General features: G+C 40.9%; 15 protein-coding genes. 10 read left to right on the top strand and 5 right to left on the bottom strand.

The window, feature by feature from the left end; genetic code table 11:
- The first annotated feature begins 393 nt into the window (after positions 1 to 393).
- Positions 394 to 3,969 (top strand): 3'-5' exonuclease, encoded by a 3,576-nt coding sequence (locus AC0VXY_RS17440; protein WP_475526031.1) that lies wholly within the window; start codon positions 394 to 396, stop codon positions 3,967 to 3,969.
- Positions 3,970 to 4,658: 689 nt separating this feature from the next.
- Here the strand turns inward: AC0VXY_RS17440 and rpsD are convergent.
- A complete protein-coding gene (gene rpsD / locus AC0VXY_RS17435; protein ID WP_034765742.1) occupies positions 4,659 to 5,261 on the bottom strand; it encodes a 30S ribosomal protein S4 in 603 nt (200 codons plus the stop codon).
- A 335-nt stretch (positions 5,262 to 5,596) separates the two neighbouring features.
- On the opposite strand from rpsD, the gene AC0VXY_RS17430 reads away from it, so the two are divergent.
- The 3 genes from AC0VXY_RS17430 to megL all read left to right on the top strand — a co-directional run bounded on the left by AC0VXY_RS17430 (position 5,597) and on the right by megL (position 9,415).
- Positions 5,597 to 6,196, top strand: coding sequence for a hypothetical protein (locus tag AC0VXY_RS17430; RefSeq protein WP_475526030.1), 600 nt, complete (start codon positions 5,597 to 5,599; stop codon positions 6,194 to 6,196).
- A gap of 41 nt (positions 6,197 to 6,237) precedes the next feature.
- On the top strand, positions 6,238 to 8,052 hold the full coding sequence (locus AC0VXY_RS17425; RefSeq protein WP_475526029.1) for a sensor domain-containing diguanylate cyclase: 1,815 nt from the start codon (positions 6,238 to 6,240) through the stop codon (positions 8,050 to 8,052).
- Positions 8,053 to 8,233: 181 nt separating this feature from the next.
- Positions 8,234 to 9,415, top strand: coding sequence for a methionine gamma-lyase (gene megL, locus AC0VXY_RS17420; protein ID WP_475526028.1), 1,182 nt, complete (start codon positions 8,234 to 8,236; stop codon positions 9,413 to 9,415).
- 48 nt (positions 9,416 to 9,463) lie between these two features.
- On the opposite strand, the gene AC0VXY_RS17415 is transcribed toward megL, so the two are convergent.
- Entirely contained in the window at positions 9,464 to 10,105 is a 642-nt protein-coding gene (locus AC0VXY_RS17415) for a phosphatase PAP2 family protein (protein WP_475526027.1), read from the bottom strand.
- A 202-nt stretch (positions 10,106 to 10,307) separates the two neighbouring features.
- Positions 10,308 to 10,793, bottom strand: a complete 486-nt coding sequence (locus AC0VXY_RS17410; RefSeq protein ID WP_435994405.1) for a GAF domain-containing protein — start codon at positions 10,791 to 10,793, stop codon at positions 10,308 to 10,310.
- Between the two features lie 280 nt (positions 10,794 to 11,073).
- Between AC0VXY_RS17410 and refZ the strand changes: the two genes are divergently transcribed.
- Positions 11,074 to 11,727, top strand: a complete 654-nt coding sequence (gene refZ, locus AC0VXY_RS17405; RefSeq protein ID WP_435989643.1) for a forespore capture DNA-binding protein RefZ — start codon at positions 11,074 to 11,076, stop codon at positions 11,725 to 11,727.
- Between the two features lie 41 nt (positions 11,728 to 11,768).
- On the opposite strand, the gene hisJ is transcribed toward refZ, so the two are convergent.
- Entirely contained in the window at positions 11,769 to 12,560 is a 792-nt protein-coding gene (gene hisJ, locus AC0VXY_RS17400) for a histidinol-phosphatase HisJ (protein ID WP_475526026.1), read from the bottom strand.
- Positions 12,561 to 13,176: 616 nt separating this feature from the next.
- Here hisJ and ezrA point away from each other — a divergent pair.
- Positions 13,177 to 14,874 carry a septation ring formation regulator EzrA gene (ezrA, locus tag AC0VXY_RS17395; protein ID WP_435989645.1) on the top strand — a complete coding sequence of 566 codons (1,698 nt, stop codon included), beginning with the start codon at positions 13,177 to 13,179 and terminating at the stop codon, positions 14,872 to 14,874.
- Between the two features lie 58 nt (positions 14,875 to 14,932).
- Here ezrA and brnQ read toward each other — a convergent pair whose 3' ends face one another.
- Positions 14,933 to 16,273: a branched-chain amino acid transport system II carrier protein gene (gene brnQ / locus AC0VXY_RS17390; protein WP_435989646.1), complete on the bottom strand. Its 1,341-nt coding sequence runs from the start codon at positions 16,271 to 16,273 to the stop codon at positions 14,933 to 14,935.
- 326 nt (positions 16,274 to 16,599) lie between these two features.
- Here brnQ and AC0VXY_RS17385 point away from each other — a divergent pair, with 326 nt between their 5' ends.
- The 4 genes from AC0VXY_RS17385 (at position 16,600) to AC0VXY_RS17370 (ending at position 19,439) form a co-directional block, all read left to right on the top strand.
- The gene (locus AC0VXY_RS17385; protein WP_475526025.1) at positions 16,600 to 17,751 is read left to right on the top strand and encodes a cysteine desulfurase family protein; all 1,152 of its coding nucleotides are present in this window, start codon (positions 16,600 to 16,602) and stop codon (positions 17,749 to 17,751) included.
- Positions 17,748 to 18,959, top strand: coding sequence for a tRNA uracil 4-sulfurtransferase ThiI (gene thiI, locus AC0VXY_RS17380; RefSeq protein ID WP_475526024.1), 1,212 nt, complete (start codon positions 17,748 to 17,750; stop codon positions 18,957 to 18,959). Before AC0VXY_RS17385 ends, thiI begins: the two co-directional genes overlap by 4 nt.
- Before the next feature lie 86 nt (positions 18,960 to 19,045).
- Positions 19,046 to 19,249, top strand: coding sequence for an alpha/beta-type small acid-soluble spore protein (locus AC0VXY_RS17375; RefSeq protein WP_034765764.1), 204 nt, complete (start codon positions 19,046 to 19,048; stop codon positions 19,247 to 19,249).
- A 58-nt stretch (positions 19,250 to 19,307) separates the two neighbouring features.
- Positions 19,308 to 19,439 (top strand): hypothetical protein, encoded by a 132-nt coding sequence (locus AC0VXY_RS17370; RefSeq protein WP_475526023.1) that lies wholly within the window; start codon positions 19,308 to 19,310, stop codon positions 19,437 to 19,439.
- Positions 19,440 to 19,771: the final 332 nt, after the last annotated feature.

Below are 19,771 nucleotides of genomic sequence, written 5' to 3'. Positions count from 1 at the left end.
TATTTTGGAGCGGGTGCCGTGCTTTTTAAAATACAAAAAAACACTGCCCATAAAATGGACAGTGTCTCTTTCACAAAGATTAACGAGAGTAGAACTCAATGAATTAATCAACCCTTGATATACAACGCTTACAACAGTATTTTTTTAAGACGTTCTAATAAAAGAATACCTATTATGATTTGTTAGATGGCCAACCTGATTAATTGAATATTAAATTCAAGACCGATTTCTAGAGTTGTAAATACAGCTGCCTAGAAAAAGCGGTGCATTTTTGTATGACCAAGTAATGTAATCGATTATTAAAATATAGACTATATTTACCACTTAGTATTTTTGTATAATGATAATATAGAATATTTTGGTTTAATATTTGATAATAAAGTAGGTGTAATATTGAAGTTATTAGATGTTTTATTGCGAAACATAGATAATAAGTCACATAACCCAACAGAAAATGTAAACGATGATATACGAATACAGTATCTCGAGCAAGAATTGTCAAAACTTCAAGAAGAAATATTGCAGAAAGAGGAAGTATACAAACAATTAGACTATAAATTAGAAATTTACAATAAGATCGAAGAGAATGTAAAGAATGTTGAATTTGAAGAACTGAAACTATGCTACAAAAAACTTGAAGAGGAAAATAAAGATCTAAGTAAGCGTCCAACAATAGAAGACTATAACTCTAAAAATAATCTAATTCAGCAACTAGCAATGCGATTAAAAAAAGTCAACGAAGTAAATATATCTAAAGAAGTTTATGAACAATTAGAGATTGAGTCAGTGGCATTAAAAGAAGAGCTACAAACGATGACTAATAAAGTTGAAGAGTTAGAAAATATAGCTAGTGTTAATGAAACTCTTCAAATGCAATTGAATCAGTTAGAAGATAAGCAATCAACAATGATTGATGCAATGCTTTTTAACACGTTAAAGGAAAATTACGATGCATTACAAGCTACTAATGATGACTTGCAATATAAAAATAATCAATTGAATTTACAGATTCAGAAGTTACAAGAACAAATTGGTGAAATCCACCAATTTGATCAGGGAGAGTTACTACCAGATGTGGTAGAGGACGAAGTATCCCTAGATTTATTACCTGTACCTTCATCAAATTCAGATGAAGATGGAACTAATCATATAGAATTTGACGAGGTATCTCTAGAAGAATTCGATGAGAATGAGTTCTTTCTCGAACAAGAAGTTGATCACTTACATATGGTACAAGAAATGTCCGAGGTTTTGTTAAAAACTGTACCGACAATTGATGAAGGTGTAAAAGCTATATTTCCTGTATATGATTCTTCTTCTTTTTTACCACGTCATAATGAGTCAGAGTATAGCTATTTAACACGAGTAATTGACAAAATTAATGCGTCAATGCGTGAAATTTCTAATATACAGTTTAATAGTACATATGAAATAGATTATTCAACAGCATATGCAGAAGGGATATTGCGGAAGAGATTTTACGAACATAACCAAAGCTTAAAGTTTATAAAAGATCGCCCTTATATTGGACGTGTTGACTATGTGACATTAGCTGGTACAGAAACAATATATATTGGTGAACAAGGCATTGATGATTATGTAATCTCATGGAAGGCCGAAGCTGCATCTCTTTATTATCTACGCACTGTTGGTCAAGCAATTGCACATAAGACTCTTGGGGATGTCATTGTAGATTATATAAGACAAATAGATATTCAATCTGGAAAAATCAGGACTCTTCATCCGCCAATTACGGCGTCAAGCCAATATTTTAAAGATGAGGGATTAGTTTCTGCTCTTGCAAACAAACGTGGAACGGATATGCAAACTATTGTTGCGACATTACAAAAAGAGCAATATGAGATTATTCGTTTACCGATGAAACAACCAATTATTATCCAAGGTTCAGCAGGTAGCGGTAAATCTGCAATTGCGCTTCATAGATTAAGCTACCTACTCTACAAATATCAAAATTTAACACCTGAGAGTGTTGCGATATTAGGTCCAAATAAGGCATTCTTAAAACATATTCAAAATGTGTTGCCTACATTAGGTGATTATGGCATTAAACAGACGACATTTTTAGAAATAGCTTGCGACATTTTAATGATATCTACATCTAAAGTCAATCGTCATCAAGCATCTGATCTGGAAATAATAAAAATGAAGGGCTCTTTAGAGTTTAGAAATGTTGTTCAACAAACAACTATGGGCATTATCAATGATCTTCGAATTTGGGCAAAGGATTTTACATTAAAAGAGGTTTCGATCCCTATTGTACCAATCTTGAAGGAAATGGAAAGGTATCCGCAACTTACTTTAAAAGAGCGAGAAAACTTATATTTCAACTTCTTCTATAGAAGCTTACAGAAAGAGTTGCAAAATGAAAATGAAATTCAAAAGCAAATGAAGCAATGGGTGAAAGAGAAGGCCGAAGCTATATTGAATCAGGAAGTGAAGAATTTAACTCTCTATCAAAACGAATTCATCACTACTGATATAGCAGAACTAGGACAGCAATGGATCAAGTTCGTAGAAGAAAAAAGTGATAATCCTTCAAATGCTCAAAACAAGAGAGCTGATTTAATGCGCCAAAAGTTTTTAGCGGAGATTAAGAATGCCGTTGAATTAAAGATGACGGACCACTTAATAGATCTACAAAAAATGATTCCTGATACTATTGTTTACTCAATTATTGATGAAGCTTGGAAATACCAAATGAAGCGTGAAGTACTAATAGCGAATGATTCTGTTATCTTAAAGTATATAAGAGAGCAACCTGAAGAAGTACTTAATATAGATATCATTAAAGAAACTTCTATAGTCCAACATTATCTAGAAGAAGCGAAAGAGCGCGTACTTCAAGACTTAGAAAAGGAAAAGCAAGTATACTATAATGAGTTGCAAGAAAAGCTTCAACTAGCATTACTTGCAGAAAGTTTAATGTTGTTGGAACAAGCTTACTATAAACAGATTTTAGTAGCGTTGAAGAATATCTATCAGTTGGAATACAGTTTTAGCAATCAATATAAAGGCTATGACTTTGAGGAAGAGCATCATATCTCAACAAAAGAGAGCGACATAATGAAAAAATATGTAATCAAGCATCTTGAACTTGATTACATAGATTGCTTTGATGAGTCAATAAAAGTTGCAAAATCAAATAACCTACTACCCAATGACTATCAATCTTTTGATATTTTCTACGAAGATTTACCTGCATTATTGCATATTAACCGTTTATTGAATGGCATATTAAAAGACCACATGCTATCTTACTTAATCGTTGATGAAGCACAAGACTATATGCCTTATGAAATTGTTGAAATGAATTCATTAACTCGAAAAAATGGATTAATGTTAATAGGTGATCTCGGACAAAATTTAAATCGGTCAAGTTCTTTACAGGATTGGCATACTCTTGATACGTTAATTGGTGGGTCAGTTTACTATGAACTTCAAGCAACTTACCGTTCAACGGCTCAAATTGTAGAAGTGAGTAACGAAATTATCAAACCGTTCGCAAATGATAAATATAAGCTATCTACAGAGACATTCCGTGATGGTGAAGACGTAAAATGGGTAGAGTTTACACGCGCAACAGAAGAGAAAAAGCTCATTTCAATATTGGAAAAGGCGATCTTTACAAATAATTATGAGTCTGTAGCAGTTGTAGTAAAAGATGAATCTTTACTTCAGCGATATCAATATATGATTGATCCATATTTCTCTGTAGCTATACAAACTGAATTAGATCTACCACAAAGTGTAAAAGTAGTTGTTACCACCCCATCTGCAGTAAAAGGATTGGAATTTGAAGCTGTTGTAATTGCGCGTTTCAATGACTATAGTTTTACAGACTTTGATCGTAAGTTGGCATACGTTGCCACAAGCCGAGCGTTACATCAATTATATATTACGTTTGAACAGGGAAGAAAAACATTAATCCCTAAAATATACAACTCATGATTGATTGAAAAGCAGGCTATATGTACTGCTGTTGTCATTAACGAAATAATATTGGTGCGGAATGATTAGTTTTAAACAATGTTTAGTAATCGTATTGATACTAATAAGCATTGGGAGTACATTCCCAATGCTTATTTTTTGCTTCTCAAATAACTACAGTGAACCATACAACAGGTAAGAAAAAGTGAAGAATTCTATTTTAGTGGTTAGTATCATTCCTAATAAAGTTTATATATAAACGTTGTTTCCATAAACTCCGTTGTTTTTGTGAATTATTCTATGATAGTATTTTTCGAAAATATTTTTAATTATAAGTTATTCTGATTCGTATCTTTTGCATCTTAACCACGGTGGAACGTACTGTGTTAATAATCAATTACTGCCAATATATAGTATGGTATTTTTTTAACAGCGGTTGCCACAAAACCAGTTGCTATAGAGCGTTTAACAAGGAAGTAACGTCAAGGCTTTTCAAATAGCCCATAACACATGTAGAATATTGCTCTTTTCTTTCCATCCCTTCACCCATGCCAGTAATTTATTTGCTCCCAAAATTGGCCCAAGTTGGCCCCAATTTAGTGCATTAACCTGCATAATTTTGCAAAGTAGATAAAAATAAAAAATCCCCTGAAATGTTGTTACATCAACATTTCAGGGGATTTTTTGCATCACTCTGCAATCTAGAAAGATTAACGAGAGTAGAACTCAACGATAAGAGCTTCGTTAATTTCAGCTGGTAATTCAGAACGTTCAGGAACGCGTGTGAATGTACCTTCTAGTTTGTCAGCATCGAAAGTTAGGAATTCAGGAACAAAGCTGTTCACTTCCATCGCTTCTTTGATGATATCAAGGTTACGTGATTTTTCACGAACTGAGATTGTTTGACCAGGAAGTACGCGGAATGAAGGGATGTCTACGCGAGATCCGTTCACTGTAACGTGACCGTGGTTAACAAGTTGACGTGCTTGACGGCGAGTACGAGCAAGACCTAAACGATAAACAACGTTATCCAGGCGGCACTCAAGTAGCGCCATGAAGTTTTCACCGTGTTTACCTTGTAATTTGCCAGCTTGGTCAAATAGGTTACGGAATTGACGCTCAGTTACTCCGTACATGTGACGAAGTTTTTGCTTCTCTTGAAGTTGTAAACCATACTCAGAGATTTTTTTACGTTGGTTAGGACCATGTTGTCCAGGAGCGTAAGGACGCTTTTCTAATTCTTTACCCGTTCCGCTTAGAGAGATTCCAAGACGACGAGATAATTTCCAGCTTGGGCCAGTATATCGAGCCATGAATGACTCCTCCTTTATTGTTTTTATTTTGTTGTAAAATAAAAACACCTGTGAATAAACAATTATGTGCATTTTGTTTTCATGTACCTTCGCCCTAGCAGCAGAGGGTTACAAGATACACCTCAACACAGAGGAACAAAATACGAGCATAAAGGACTTCACTGAAGCTGCATTATTTTACACAAGAATATTATATGATGCGAGAGAATAGAAGTCAAGTGAGTATTTTATAGATTCATGAAAAGAGCAATCTGGATTGCACAAACAAAATAGTCCATAAGTCATTTGTTGTGATATAATAAAAGTTGAAAATTATGTTAAATAGGTGAGCAGATTTGCAGGAATCAAAGAGAGAGAAAATTCTTCGATATCTATTGATCGGTATCTGTCTGCTAGTCGTTTTAGGAGGTTTCCTTTATTCCTCCTCATCGGAGAAAGTCGAGGAGATCGAACCCTCCATTCATGCCGAAGTGTTGTCCAGGGGAGACGGCAGTCATAACCCGGTCATCGCAGTGGCAAAGGTGGTAGAAGAGCAGCCGGTCCTTGTCATATATGAAATTGATCAAAAAAATCATGATTACTTTAAGGTATTACATAGTGTGTCGTTACATAATTCAGTGAAAACGCTCGGCGTTACAAAGGAACATAATGGGATCTGGGTCCAGTTAGAAGAGAAGAAATGGGTACTATTTTCTGAATCATTAGAGGTATTACAGGAGCGGAATCGTGATCCGTCTTCCGTCATCTCAAGCCGGCAGCCCTTTCACATTGAGAAAGAAACCGGATTTATCAGCATTCCACAGGGGTCTCGTGATGTCCAACTGGATCTTACAGACAAAAGCGGGGAACCGAAAGAAATCCATTCCTTATCAGGAGACGATTCAGTATGGCTGGTTGTCTTTCAAAAGGATATGGTACTGGCCAGGAGCCGGTGATGTAATTCGTTTCACAAACCTTTCAGGTGTGGGTGAGAAAAATGTACGTTATCCAACATGCTTTGCATGAATACAAGTCAAAGTTATTCGATTTAATATACGAAGAAATGTCAGTAAATGCAGATCATTCTGTTCAATTGCAAAAATGGCTGACGGTTGTAAAGGATTGCCTGGAAATCGATCAGGCATTTTTATATTTTTATACCGATTCTATCTATTTCCTATACCATCCCCATCATAATGGTGGTGCTCCCCTCACACTTGCTGAAGCGACAGAGGAGTATATCATGCGTCCTATCTTAATAGAGAAGGAAGACCATTCCTCTATTAAGTTTCACTTTACGAAGAGTGATGGAAGTCCTTTGGCGATCCTCCAAGTGAAGACGGAGGATCCGAAAGGGTGGGCCGATGAAAGCTGGCTTCGTTCCTTTTGGAAGGCAAGCAATCAGTTTTTACAGCATACAGGAGGTATCCAGACCGTCCTTGAAGACGAGAGAAGATATAGGGAATTATTCAAAGTGACAGAGATCTTCCATTCAACGAGGGACGTTCATACTCTCCTTGTACAGATCATCGAGACGTTGAAACAGGTATTCCCGATTGATGAGTTCCGTTTGCTATTGTCCAATGACCGCTATGACTTCGGAGAACTGCCCATTAAGAGTTTCGATTTTGAGCGTGCCAATGAGTCGGCCATGCAGGCATTTGTGAACGGAAGCATTGAGTCCGGCGAAGAAGGCATCCTCTATGCACCTTTAAAAGGGAAGCAGGGGATCTACGGTGTCCTTGAGGTGAAGTCCGATTCCCGTGATTTTACGGATCAGAAGATCGAGTTCATCCGCCTCTTAGCCTATACGGGTGGGAGCGCCCTGGAGAACGCCAAGCTTTATGAACAGTCGAAAAGGCTTATCACCGATCTTCAGCTCATCAATGAAACGTCCCATCAATTAAACTTGAATTTACGTTTATCTGAAACCGTCCTGTTTTTAAAGAAACAGATTAAGCGTTCCTTCCAGGCATCCGCCATTGGGTTCGTCCTCCTTCAAAAAGGGGAGTATACCATTCTGGACGAAAGTTCCCCGGTCTTTTTTGAAGAGATCGGCAGGAGTTATATTTCTTATGTTAAGAAGCGTATTGAAGAGGAAAAGGACTCCATCTTTTTAGGGGATGTCAGTGATCGATTTGAAGACGCGACCGCCTTTCCGTCGATCATGGCTGCTCCCATGGTCCAAAACGAAGCATTGATCGGATTCTGTGTGGTGCTCCATAAGGAACCGTATATGTTTTCATTTGATATGTACAAGTTGCTGCAGTCGTTCATCCATCATTCCACCCTGGCCATCACCAATGCCACTCTCCGTGAAAAATTGGAGCATATGGTCATCACCGATCACATGACCAAACTGTTTGCACGGAATTATTTGGATGATGAAATGGAATCCTCCATGAATAAGGATGAACTGGGTACACTGCTCTTGATCGATATCGATGACTTCAAATCCATCAACGATAACTACGGTCATCAAATTGGAGATGAAGTCATCATAGAAGTATCCAATCTGATCAAGGGAATCGTCAGCCACCACGGATTCGTCGCAAGATGGGGAGGGGAAGAACTGGCCGTCTACCTGCCTTCCCTCGGTCGTAAAGAAGGAATGGAAATCGCAGAACGCATCATTAAGGACGTCCCATTGAAAACCGACCCATCCGTCACCCTTTCCTGCGGACTATCCATTTGGAGAGCCCATGACGACCACTGCCCCAAATCCGTCAAAGAATTAGTCAAAAAAGCCGACGAAGCACTCTACCTGGCCAAAAACAACGGAAAAAACCAGGTCGTGAAAGATTGTCAGTAAATCATATAAAATCAACAGGAAGAGCCGATAATGGTTCTTCCTTTTTTTTTGTTGGAAGACGTCACAAATAGGCACAACTTCCTTTACCACTTTAGTGTAAACGCTTTCTTTTTCACTCAGATTATCATATTCTAGAATAGTAGTTACTTAGACTTAAAGGGAATACTGGGAGGAATACTGGATGAGAGAAGAGAAACGTTTTGAAACAAGAGTGATTCACGAGGGGTATCAATCGTCTCAGCATTTTGATAGTTTAGCACCGCCATTATACCAAACCTCTACTTATACCTTCGCAAATGCGAAACAAGGTGAAAATCGATTCGCCGGTGAAGAAGAAGGATATATATATTCAAGACTGGGAAATCCGACGGTAGCGATCTTGGAAGAACGGATGGCGTCTTTGGAGGGGGGAGAAGCTGCCCTTGCATTCGGTTCCGGAATGGCGGCCGTAAGTGCGGTGTTATTCTCGTTAACGAAATCAGGTGATCACATCCTTTGCTCGCAAGGAGTGTATGGCTGTACGTTCGGTCTACTTGAGCTCCTAAAGGAGAAATTTGCGATCGGACATGATTTTTCTTCCATGGATTCTGAAGAGGAGATCCGCGGGAAAATCACGGATAACACCAGCTGCATTTATGTGGAAACCCCGATCAATCCGACCATGCAACTCATTGATTTGGAACTTGTGGTGAAGGTTGCGAAGGAAAAAGGGATTCCTGTCGTAGTGGATAACACATTCTGTTCACCGTATTTGCAACGTCCACTGGAGCTTGGATGTGACATCGTCATTCATAGCGCAACGAAATACATCGGGGGTCATGGAGATGTCGTTGCCGGCCTCGTCGTCGGTTCTCAGGAGAAAATGGCCGAGATCCGCATGACGACTCAAAAGGATATCGGAGGAATCATTTCCCCATTTGATGCATGGTTATTGCTGAGAGGATTAAAAACACTGGCTGTACGGATGGACCGTCACTGTGACAGTGCTGAAAAGATTGCCGATTTATTAGCCGGTCATCCCGCCGTGGAAACGGTCATCTATCCAGGACATGAGAGTCACCATCAGCACGCGGTCATGAAGAAACAAATGAAAAAACCGGGCGGAATGATCTCCTTCACGCTGAAAGGGTCCAAGGAAGAAGCGCAGAAGTTCATGGATGATCTCGGAATGATCAAGATCGCCGTAAGTCTAGGGGATGCCGAGACATTGATCCAGCATCCTGCCACCATGACTCATGCCGTCGTGCCGGAAGAGTCGAGAAAGACCATGGGAATCAATGATTCACTTCTGAGGCTCTCTGTAGGACTCGAAGCACCGGAGGATATTTGGAGTGACTTACATCAGGCGTTGGATAAAGCATAAGAAAAACAGGAAGGAACCGACCAGCGGTTCCTTCCTGTTTTTTGTCTATTATTTTTCCACATAGGCTTGCTTGGATTTCTTTGTGCTGACTCCATAAAGCTCAAACAGAATCCCATAAAGGAAGACCGATAGAAAGATCGAGCTGGTCACATCGAGGATATAATGCTGTTTCACAAAAAGGGTGGAAAGGATGATCAGCGATCCCATCACCGGTACAAAAGCAGTGTGGAATAGATGTTTATCCTTAATATTGAAATTTCCGAGAATAATGGCAAATGTCGTTAAAACATGGATGCTTGGAAACGCATTATAAGGCTGATCATGACTGTAAATCATCCGGACCAGGTCGACAAACAATCCGTCCCCCGCAACATCGGGGCGTGGTACCGTCGTTTGAAAATAAAAGTAGATGACAAAACAAACCAATTCACCGATGACAATGATGCCGAGGGTTTTCAGGAATGTCTGGACATCTTTATACCAAAAGTAAAAAAGGTATCCTAAAATAAAGGCGTACCATAAAATATACGGCAAAATGAAAGCCGGCACGAATGGGATCCATTCATCTATGGTCGTAGAAAGGATGACCGCTTCCCGGGCATCCGTATTCAATAGTGTATATAAAAAACCTAATGCCGGCATCACTAGCAAACATAATAAATAGGGTAAGTCTTTTTTCTTAGCGCTCATATCACACCTCTTTTTACTACTCCATTCTGGATATTGTATGGGATATCACTGTGTAAAGTTCTCAAGTATGTTACTCTTTTCCCTATAAAAAGGGCGGGGAAACGTGAACTTTTTAACAAGTCACCGAATTTCTTCCAACACAAAAAAACACCCTGGCGGAAATGTCGTATTCCCGGCAGGGCTTTATCCCTATTATACAGTATTAAAGATGTCTTAAAAGCTCATCTGTAAAGATTTCCAAATACTTCTGGTCTTCTTCATCAAATCTTTCTTTTTCAGGGCTGTCAATGTCGAGGACCCCGATCAGTTTTCCATCTTTGACGAGAGGGATGACGATTTCGGATTGGGAGGCAGCGTCACATGCGATGTGCCCGGGGAATTGATGGACATCCTCGATCCGCAGCGTCTTCTGTTCACTGGCAGCCGTACCGCAAACGCCTCTTCCTAAAGGAATCCTTACACATGCAGGCAGTCCCTGGAAAGGTCCGAGTACCAATTGATTGCTTTCTTCTTCAACTAAATAAAAGCCAACCCAGTTAATACGGTCCATGAATTGGTTCAGTAAGGCGGAAGCATTGCTCAAATTCGCGATCTGATTCGGTTCACCTTCCAATAAAGCCTTCAATTGTTTCGTGACAAGACCAAAGCCCTGTTCCTTTGTACCTTGATATTTTTCTACTTGAAACATCATAAACTCCCCCAATTCTACATATTCTGCGCTATTTCATGTCTAAGCGTTACCACAGGAACTCCAAGCGACAAATCCTGTCGAGAAATACTTAAAGGAAATCCATACGAAAACACGAATTCTTAGTGTAAACAACTTATAATAGAAACATCTATTGAACCATTTTTAGCATATTTCTTCATAACCTTCAATGATTTCGTTTTTATCTGAGAAGTTTTTATACATTGATCCTCGCCACTGTTTTTTTCATTCGCCTAATATACAGGAAAGAAGGGGAAATATGAAAAAACTAGATACCTCCAAGTCGACGAAAGAGTCCATCTTCAAAGCGGCTGTGTACCTGTTTAATGATCATGGTTTCGATGGGACGTCCGTCAGGGATATTGCGAAGAGAGCGGATGTGAATCCAGCTACGATTTCCTATTACTATAAAGGGAAGCAGGGTGTACTGGAAGCATGCTTCACCCATTTCTTTGAACCATACCTGCGTTTCCTTCAGGAAGAGGTGGAGGCGTTGAACTATATCAGTGCCGATCTGTGCCTGAAGCGGGCCGTCTATAAAATATTAAAATTCCAAAGCGAACATCATCAACTATCCCGATTCATCTGGAGGGAAATATCCATCGATTCCCAGGTGGTCCGGGAAATCATTTCTTCCTACTTAATGAAAGAAAGGCATTATATGAAGCGGTTGTTCGAACAGGGGATGAAAGACCATGCCTTGAAAAAACAGCCCGTCAGCTTCCTCGTCATCCAGCTCAAGTCCATGCTGACGATGCCGTTCCTTCATAGCCAGCAGCTAAGGGAAGTGTGGCAGATGTTCCCTCAGGAATACTATTTCATTGATCAATATTATAAAAACATTGATCAATGGATCGATCTCTTACTCGTTTCTGAAGCGAAAGAGATCATGAAAAAAGAGCTGATCATCTGAAAGAAAGAACTCTTCTCCGATTGAAGAAGAGTTCTTTCCTTTTATTTCATCAAGGCTCTTCCCTGATCCAGGCCATCAGCCGTATGGGCATCAGATCCATAGACGATTTTGATCCCCAACGTGCGGGCCTGTTTGATGACATCCGGCGGCGGGTAAGACTCACCGCAATAAGGTTTCACGAACCCCGCCCCGTTATAATCAAGCGCTAAATCCCTTCCGGTCATTTCCTGAAGGATGAGGGAAATCTCATCGGTAAAGGACTGGGAAGCAGGAAACAGCTTCTGAAATTTCTTTACGAGAGTGATGTGCCCGATACGCTTCGGCTTATAAAACCCCAAGTCTGCCCGGACCGATTGAAGGACCGTCTTATAATACCGCTTATAGATCTCATCGACCGATCCATAATAACCGATCATGGATTCGAACACATCGGGACTGTAATCAAGACAATCCCATTTCCCGCGGTGCTCTAAAAAATGAACAGAAAGAATACTGTCATCCATCCGCGGTCCGTAGGTCGAAAGGAAGTCTTCCGTCTCTTTCTCAAAACCTTCAATATAATCCACCTCGAGCCCCGAGCGGATGATGATCTTGTCCTTGTATTTCTCCTTCAAGACGTCCAGTGCATCAAAATAGTCCCCAATACGTGAAGGATCCATCCCGCTGTCCTCTTCAGGCGTCGTATCCCTGAACCCGACTGGCAGCGGAGCATGCTCCGTAAACGTTATAGCACTATAATCAAGAACAATCGCCCTCTCAACATACATCTCAAAAGAATCCCGACTCCCATGCGGACAAAACGGAGTATGCACATGCCCATCAACCTTAACCATTAGACTTCACATCCTTGTTATAAAAATCATTTGTGCTATTAAAATGGAATTTGGTAGAGATATTGTAAATTTGATAGGGAAAAGAATATATAGGGCCAAACGATGATTAGCTTAATTTATTTTTGGTTTATAGATTCTATATAAGTTGATTGAAGCGGAAGGTGCTCGACTCCGACGGGAAAAAACGAAAAGCGGAGGCGGCTTGCTCAGCCCCGACAAGCATAAGATGAATGGGCCGGGAAGGCGTTTTTTGCCTTCTTGGACCATTTAGCTTATGACCTCGAGGGGCTAGCCGCCGGAGCTGGACAAGGGTAGGACACCACTTGAAGCCGAGGAGGCTCACCGCCAGCCCCGCGGAAAGCGAGCACCTGGAACGGAAATCAACCACTACTCGCTCATTAAAACGGTGTTACAATTCCATTCTAATCAACACCAAACCCAATAATCATACCCATTTCCCCTCAAATCTGCTAAAATTAACTTTTATCACTAAAAAATCAGAAATTAATAGTCAAAAAATGTCGTTAACATGGTATCATTATAGCAATGACAAATTATTAATGAAACATTCACATTCATATAGATGTCTACTGAATAGTTGAACAGGGGGCTTAAGATGCAATACGTCATCGCTGGAATAATACTTATCTTAATCGTATTCCTAATCGGATTTATCTCTAGAAAGAAATATTACGCCGAAATCGATCGGTATGAAGCCTGGAAAATCGATATCATGAACAAACCGGTTTCAGACGAACTTTCCAGAGTGAAGCAACTGAATATGACGGGTCAGACGGAAGAATTGTTTGACGGCTGGAGACAGGGTTGGGATGAGATTGTTGCTGTGCAGCTTCCTGATGTTGAAGAACTACTATTCGATGCAGAAGAGTACACCGATAAATTTCGCTTTAATAAAACCAAAGAGGTCCTGTCAAGAATCGATCAGGTTCTCACCGATACCGAAAAGAAGATCGAACAGATCCTGAGCGAATTAAATGAACTGGTCGGCAGTGAAGAGAAGAACCGCGAAGAAATCCAGGCTCTTCAAGAAGAGTTCCGGAATAGCAAGAAACAATTGCTCGCCTATCGTCATACATACGGCCAAACGGCAAAGCATATGGAAGCCGTCCTTGATAAGCTTTCTGAACAGATCAAACAGTTCAATGAGCTGACGGAGCAGGGGAATTATCTGGATGCAAGGGAGATCGTGCTTAGCCTTGCAGAGGAAATGAAAATGGTTGCCTACAAGATGGAGACGGTACCGAAACTGATCACCGACTTTGAAAACGTATTGCCTTCCCAATTGTCCGAGCTTGAAGCAGGATACGTCGAGATGAAGGAACAGGGCTACACCCTTGATCATATTGAAGTGGACAAAGAAGTGGCCTCGTTGAAGGAAACCCTTCAAAACTTCAATAAAAATCTGGAAGAGCTTCAGGTCGAAGAAGTGGAAGCAGGCATACAGGAAATAAAAGTGAAGGTCGAGAGCCTTTATGATTTACTGGAAAAAGAAGTCCATGCCAAACATTTTGTAGAGCAGTATAGAGACCAAACGACGGAAGGGCTCATCAAGGCAAAGGAAGACAATGATGACATTCAATCGGAAGTAAGTATCGTGAAACAAGGATACCATCTTCAGGACGCGGATCTTAGTACACCGAGCGAGATTGATAAGAAGATCATCCAGCTCTCAAAGCGACATGAAATGCTGATGCACAAGGAAGAAACGAATGCGACGGCTTTCTCGAATTTAAGTGATGAACTGAAAGAAATCAGAAGTGGACTGGAAGAACTGAATCAACAACAAAGTGAGTTCTCCGTCTATCTGCAGAACCTCCGTAAAGATGAATTGGCTACAAGGGAAAAAATCCAGGAGCTTAAGAAAAAGGTGGCTGAAGCAAGCCGGATGATTTCAAAAAGCAATGTACCCGGATTACCGGCCGATTACAAGGATCTCCTTGATGAAGTCCATCGTAAGATCGAACAAGTGAATGCAAGTTTAACGGAAAAACCTTTAAACATGAAGTTCATCCAGGAAACATTATTGGGTGCTGAGGATACTGTTGACCATTTCTATACGAAAACGGGCGATCTGATCGAGAATGTTCTCTTATCCGAGAAAATCATTCAGTATGGAAATCGCTACCGCAGCAAATATAGCTCGGTACGGGAAGGTCTTCAGACGGCTGAACAAGCCTTCCGACAATATGATTACCGAAGAGCGCTGGAAGAAGCGGCCACAACCATCGAGAAAGTGGAGCCGGGCGCACTGAAGAAAATCGAGAAGATGATGGATCTTGAAGAAAGATCATAAATAAAAGGACTGATGTAGACGTTTCAATCTACATCAGTCCTTTTTTCATATGACTGCTTCAGCTCGCTTCGATCGTCCGTTTGGTTTGTCCTGCGAGTACGGCAATGACGAATCCGATAATGGCACCGATCATAGCTGGAACGATCCAGCCGATTCCTTGAGTATAAAACGGAAGGAATTCAAGTGATTGACTGACGGCCGTCACGTCAACACCAGCTGTCTTGATGCCATCGATCAAACTGATCAGACCCGTTGGAATCAATGCCCCTCCATAAACAAGGGAGTAACCGTTAAATCCATTATGCATGAATGATAGAAGAATCAGTACAATCGCCAATGGATAAATGAATATTAGAACAGGTAAAGATATGGCAATCAACTGAGTCAATCCGAAATTGGCTATGACCATGCTGAACAGAGAAATGATGATCACCAATTTAGGATAGGATACCGGCAGGATTTTTGCGAAAAATTGTGAGCATGCCGACACAAGTCCGACTGATGTCGTAATGCACGCAAACGTAATGGCAAGTCCAAGGATGACTGTCCCCATTGAACCGAATAAATGGCTCGCTGCAGCTGAAAGGATTGCTCCACCGTTGGCCTGCACGCCGATGGAATCCGTACTGCTCGCACCGATATAGCTTAAAGATAAATACACAAGAGCAAGTCCTGCGGCCGCAATGAATCCGGCAATGATCGTGATGCGCGTCAGGCTGGATTTATTGGTGATACCGCGATCTTTAATGGAATTGATGACGACAATTCCGAACACTAAAGCAGCGATCGTATCCATGGTCAGGTATCCTTCAATGAATCCCTTGAATAATGGTCCATCCTGATAGGCTTCATGCGGAGTGCCGAAGTCTCCCATCGGACTGATGATACTTTTGACCACTAGAATCGTCAGGATGACAATGAGGGAAGGAGTCAAGATCTTCCCGATTCGGTCAACAAGCTTTGACGGATTCATCGCAAGCCATGCCGTCAATCCAAAGAAGATAATTGTATAAATCAGTAAAGAAACTCCGTATTTTGCTGTTTCTTCAGGCAAGAATGGGATGACCCCGATTTCATATGCGACTGTTCCGGTCCGTGGAATTCCGAAGAACGGCCCGATCGCAAGGTACATAACAATCGTAAAGATAAGTCCGAATAATGGATGTACGCGGTTTGCAAGTGTCTGAAGATCCCCTCCGGATTTCGCAATGGCGATGACACCGAGTAAAGGAAGCCCCACTCCCGTAATAAGAAAGCCGATGATACCGGTCCAGACATGTTCTCCGGCCTGCTGCCCCAGGAATGGGGGGAAGATCATATTTCCTGCTCCAAGAAAAAGAGCGAAGAGCATTAATCCAATCGTCAAGATCTGACTGGATGATAGCGCTTTCTCGTTCATATATACCCCTCCGTTTGTAATCGTTATCATAAGCAAAAAATATCTTATCATAAGTTTGTAGAAAAATGTCGAAAAACTAAATAGTCTTACAATTTAGTATATTTAAATAACTTCGGATTCTGTTACCTTTTAGATTCTCGCAAAAATTCTGTCATTTTTCAATAATAATTTTTGGAAAATGAAAAAATATTTGTGAATGATGTGTTAAATCGTTTTTCTACTATAATTAATTCTTACGCCAAAATGAATTTCATATGGGATGGGCAGGATTTATGGTAAGATTAATGATTGAGTATAAAAGCGTTATGTAAAAGAAGGTGTAAACTTTGATCTATTTTGATAATAGTGCGACAACCAAGCCATATAAGGAAGTGCTGGACACATTCCTGAAAGTAAATGAAAGCTATTATGCCAACCCATCTTCCATCCATTCGTTCGGTGGTCAGGTGGAAAAGTTAATTCAACAATCCAGGGAGCAGATCGCTTCCCTAATAGGGATAAAGACAAAAGAGGTATTCTTCACCTCTGGAGGGACTGAATCAAATAATCTGGCTATAAAAGGAACCGCTCTGCAATACGGTCACAGAGGGAAGCATATCATTACGACCAGGATTGAGCATCCTTCCGTCATCAATGCCTTTAAGCAGTTAGAAGCGTTTGGTTACACAACGACCTATCTTGATGTCGATGCAGAGGGAAAGGTCCGTCCCTCAGAATTGAAAGAGGCGATTCAGGATGACACGATTCTTGTTTCGGTGATGCAGGTGAATAATGAAATCGGGAGCGTCCAGCCGATTAGGGAAATCGCGGAGATTTTGAAAGATTATTCTAAGATACTCTTTCATGTCGATGCTGTACAGGCCTGCGGGAAGGTCCCTCTTATTCTCGACGAAAAGCTCATCGATTTATGCAGCCTATCCGCCCATAAAATTCATGGCATCAAAGGAACCGGCATGCTATATGTGAGGGACGGACTTGAGATTTCGCCTATCCTGTCAGGTGGCGAGCAGGAAGGGAACCTGCGAAGCGGCACGGAAAACACCGGCGGGATCGTATCCTTCGCGAAGGCACTCCGAATGCATATGGAAGAAAGGAAACAAAAGTTGGTTATAATGGAAGAAAGCCAACAATTCCTGAGAGAAGAGCTGGAGAAAATCCAAGGTGTGACGATTCATACACCGGTCCGGAATCATGCCCCGCATATCCTGAATTTTTCAGTGGCGGATTTTAAAGGGGAAGTACTCATTCACGCCCTCGATCGGCATGAAGTGTACGTATCGACGACAAGCGCTTGTTCATCAAAGCAAAGTAAGCCCAGTCAGACCCTCTTATCCATGGGTGTACCGGACAACCTTGCCGGCAATTCGATCCGCATCAGTCTTTCCTTCCATAACACGATGAAAGAATGCAAAGAATTCATTGAATTACTAAAAAAAGAAATCGAAATCTTACAACATACAATGAGGAGATCAAGATGAAATATAATCGCATACTCGTACGATACGGTGAAATTTCAACCAAAGGAAGAAACCGTAAGATGTTCACAGCCAAGCTCCGTGAAAATATCCTGCACACGCTGAAGGATTTCCCGACGATTTCCGTTGCGGCGAGCAGGGATCGCCTCCATATTCAATTGGGAGACGAAAACGCAGAGGAAATCATTCCGAGACTTGAAAAAATCTTCGGAATCCAATCATTCAGTCCTGTTGTGAAAGTCCCTCAAAATATGGATGACATCATGAAAGCAGGGCTTACTCTCGTCGAAAAGAGCTTTTCCCCCGGCAAAACCTTTAAAGTGGCTGCCAGAAGAGCGGATAAAAAGTTTGAACTCGACACGAATGAATTAAACTATGAAGTGGGGTCCTATATTCTTCGCAATTTGGACGGATTGAAGGTGGATGTAAAGAATCCCGATATTCAACTGAATGTGGAAGTGAGGAAAGAAGGCGTATATCTTTCTTCTGAAATTTATCAAGGGTCCACTGGAATGCCGGTCGGGGCGAGCGGGAAGGCGATGCTTATGCTTTCAGGCGGAATCGACAGTCCAGTCGCCGGTTATCTGACAATGAAAAGGGGAGTGGAGATCGAAGCCGTCCATTTTCACAGCCCTCCATTTACAAGTGAACGAGCGAAGCAAAAGGTAATCGACCTCTCGAAAAAGCTCTCTGCATTCAGCGGAAAAGTGAAGCTTCACATCGTTCCATTTACAAAAGTTCAGCAAACGATCCATGATCAGGTTCCTGAAAATTATACGATGACGTCAACACGACGGATGATGCTCAGGATCGCGGATCAAATCCGTGAGAAGAATGAAGGACTGGCACTCATTACCGGGGAAAGCCTCGGTCAGGTGGCGAGTCAGACGTTAGAGAGCATGCAGGCGATTAACGATGTCACGAACACACCGGTGTTAAGACCTCTCATCGCCATGGATAAGCTTGAAATCATCGATATCGCCCAGAAGATCGATACCCATGACATTTCGATCCTGCCTTACGAAGATTGCTGTACGATTTTCACTCCGCCAGCACCGAAGACAAGGCCTAAAAAAGAAAAAGTGGAGTACTATGAAAGCTTCGTTGATTTCGAAACCCTCCTCAAAGAAGCTGTGGATGGTACAGAAACAATGACAATCGACGGTTCTACAGGCTCAAATGTAGAAAAAACGTTTGACGAATTACTCTAAAATTTTAGGATAATTTACCAAAGAAATTAACTGTATGAAGCCATGTGTTTTGACACAATCTATATTCAACAAGGAGGTGAAAACACATGGCAAACAACAGTTCAAATCAATTAGTAGCTCCAGGAGCTCAACAAGCAATCGACCAAATGAAATACGAAATCGCTTCTGAATTCGGAGTTCAACTTGGTCCAGATGCAACAGCACGCGCTAACGGTTCTGTAGGTGGTGAAATCACTAAACGTTTAGTTCAAATGGCTGAACAACAAATCGGTGGCGGATATTCAAAATAATTAAATACAATGGCTACAAGGAGCGGGATTCCCCGCTCCTTTTCTATTTATATAAAAAATGATGGCTGTTTTTCTTTTTAAGAAGCGAGTGGTGGTTGATTTCCGCTTCAATCAACTGTCAAAGTTTTTTTACTACATTCAAAATGCAGCCATTTTATTTAATATTAATAAGATAAAATGGCTCCAGTAACAGTGCATTTGAAAATGACAGTGTGAATTAACAAAAAAAATTTGAAATCATTCATTCTTAATAAATGTATTTTGCAGGTTCTAGCTGTTGATTGGAGTGCAAGACGTAGACTCCTACGGGAAAAGCGGAATAGGTAAGACCCCGCAGGAGCGAGAGCGACGAGGAGGCTTGCCTTCCGCCCGAGGAAAGCGAAGTCTTGCACGGAAATCAACAGCGGTATAACAAGTGATCCTAAAAATGTTTTATATCATTAGATAGAATTGATTTAGTTATGTCCCAGCCTTTTTGTCGATTAACCTCACATATTGACGATGATAGAATATAGCCAAATA

It is taken from the genome of Rossellomorea sp. QJM3NY_18 (assembly GCF_056173145.1).
This window is presented reverse-complemented; position numbering and strand designations above follow the sequence as displayed.

What these genes read in the sequence shown, in the direction of transcription:
- refZ (WP_435989643.1), top strand. Translation starts at nt 11,074, where the DNA reads ATGAAAAAACTAGATACCTCCAAGTCGACGAAAGAGTCCATCTTCAAA.
- megL (WP_475526028.1), top strand. Translation starts at nt 8,234, where the DNA reads ATGAGAGAAGAGAAACGTTTTGAAACAAGAGTGATTCACGAGGGGTAT.
- rpsD (WP_034765742.1), bottom strand. Translation starts at nt 5,261, where the DNA reads ATGGCTCGATATACTGGCCCAAGCTGGAAATTATCTCGTCGTCTTGGA.
- hisJ (WP_475526026.1), bottom strand. Translation starts at nt 12,560, where the DNA reads ATGGTTAAGGTTGATGGGCATGTGCATACTCCGTTTTGTCCGCATGGG.
- brnQ (WP_435989646.1), bottom strand. Translation starts at nt 16,273, where the DNA reads ATGAACGAGAAAGCGCTATCATCCAGTCAGATCTTGACGATTGGATTA.
- AC0VXY_RS17370 (WP_475526023.1), top strand. Translation starts at nt 19,308, where the DNA reads ATGATGGCTGTTTTTCTTTTTAAGAAGCGAGTGGTGGTTGATTTCCGC.
- AC0VXY_RS17375 (WP_034765764.1), top strand. Translation starts at nt 19,046, where the DNA reads ATGGCAAACAACAGTTCAAATCAATTAGTAGCTCCAGGAGCTCAACAA.
- thiI (WP_475526024.1), top strand. Translation starts at nt 17,748, where the DNA reads ATGAAATATAATCGCATACTCGTACGATACGGTGAAATTTCAACCAAA.
- AC0VXY_RS17410 (WP_435994405.1), bottom strand. Translation starts at nt 10,793, where the DNA reads ATGTTTCAAGTAGAAAAATATCAAGGTACAAAGGAACAGGGCTTTGGT.
- ezrA (WP_435989645.1), top strand. Translation starts at nt 13,177, where the DNA reads ATGCAATACGTCATCGCTGGAATAATACTTATCTTAATCGTATTCCTA.
- AC0VXY_RS17415 (WP_475526027.1), bottom strand. Translation starts at nt 10,105, where the DNA reads ATGAGCGCTAAGAAAAAAGACTTACCCTATTTATTATGTTTGCTAGTG.
- AC0VXY_RS17425 (WP_475526029.1), top strand. Translation starts at nt 6,238, where the DNA reads ATGTACGTTATCCAACATGCTTTGCATGAATACAAGTCAAAGTTATTC.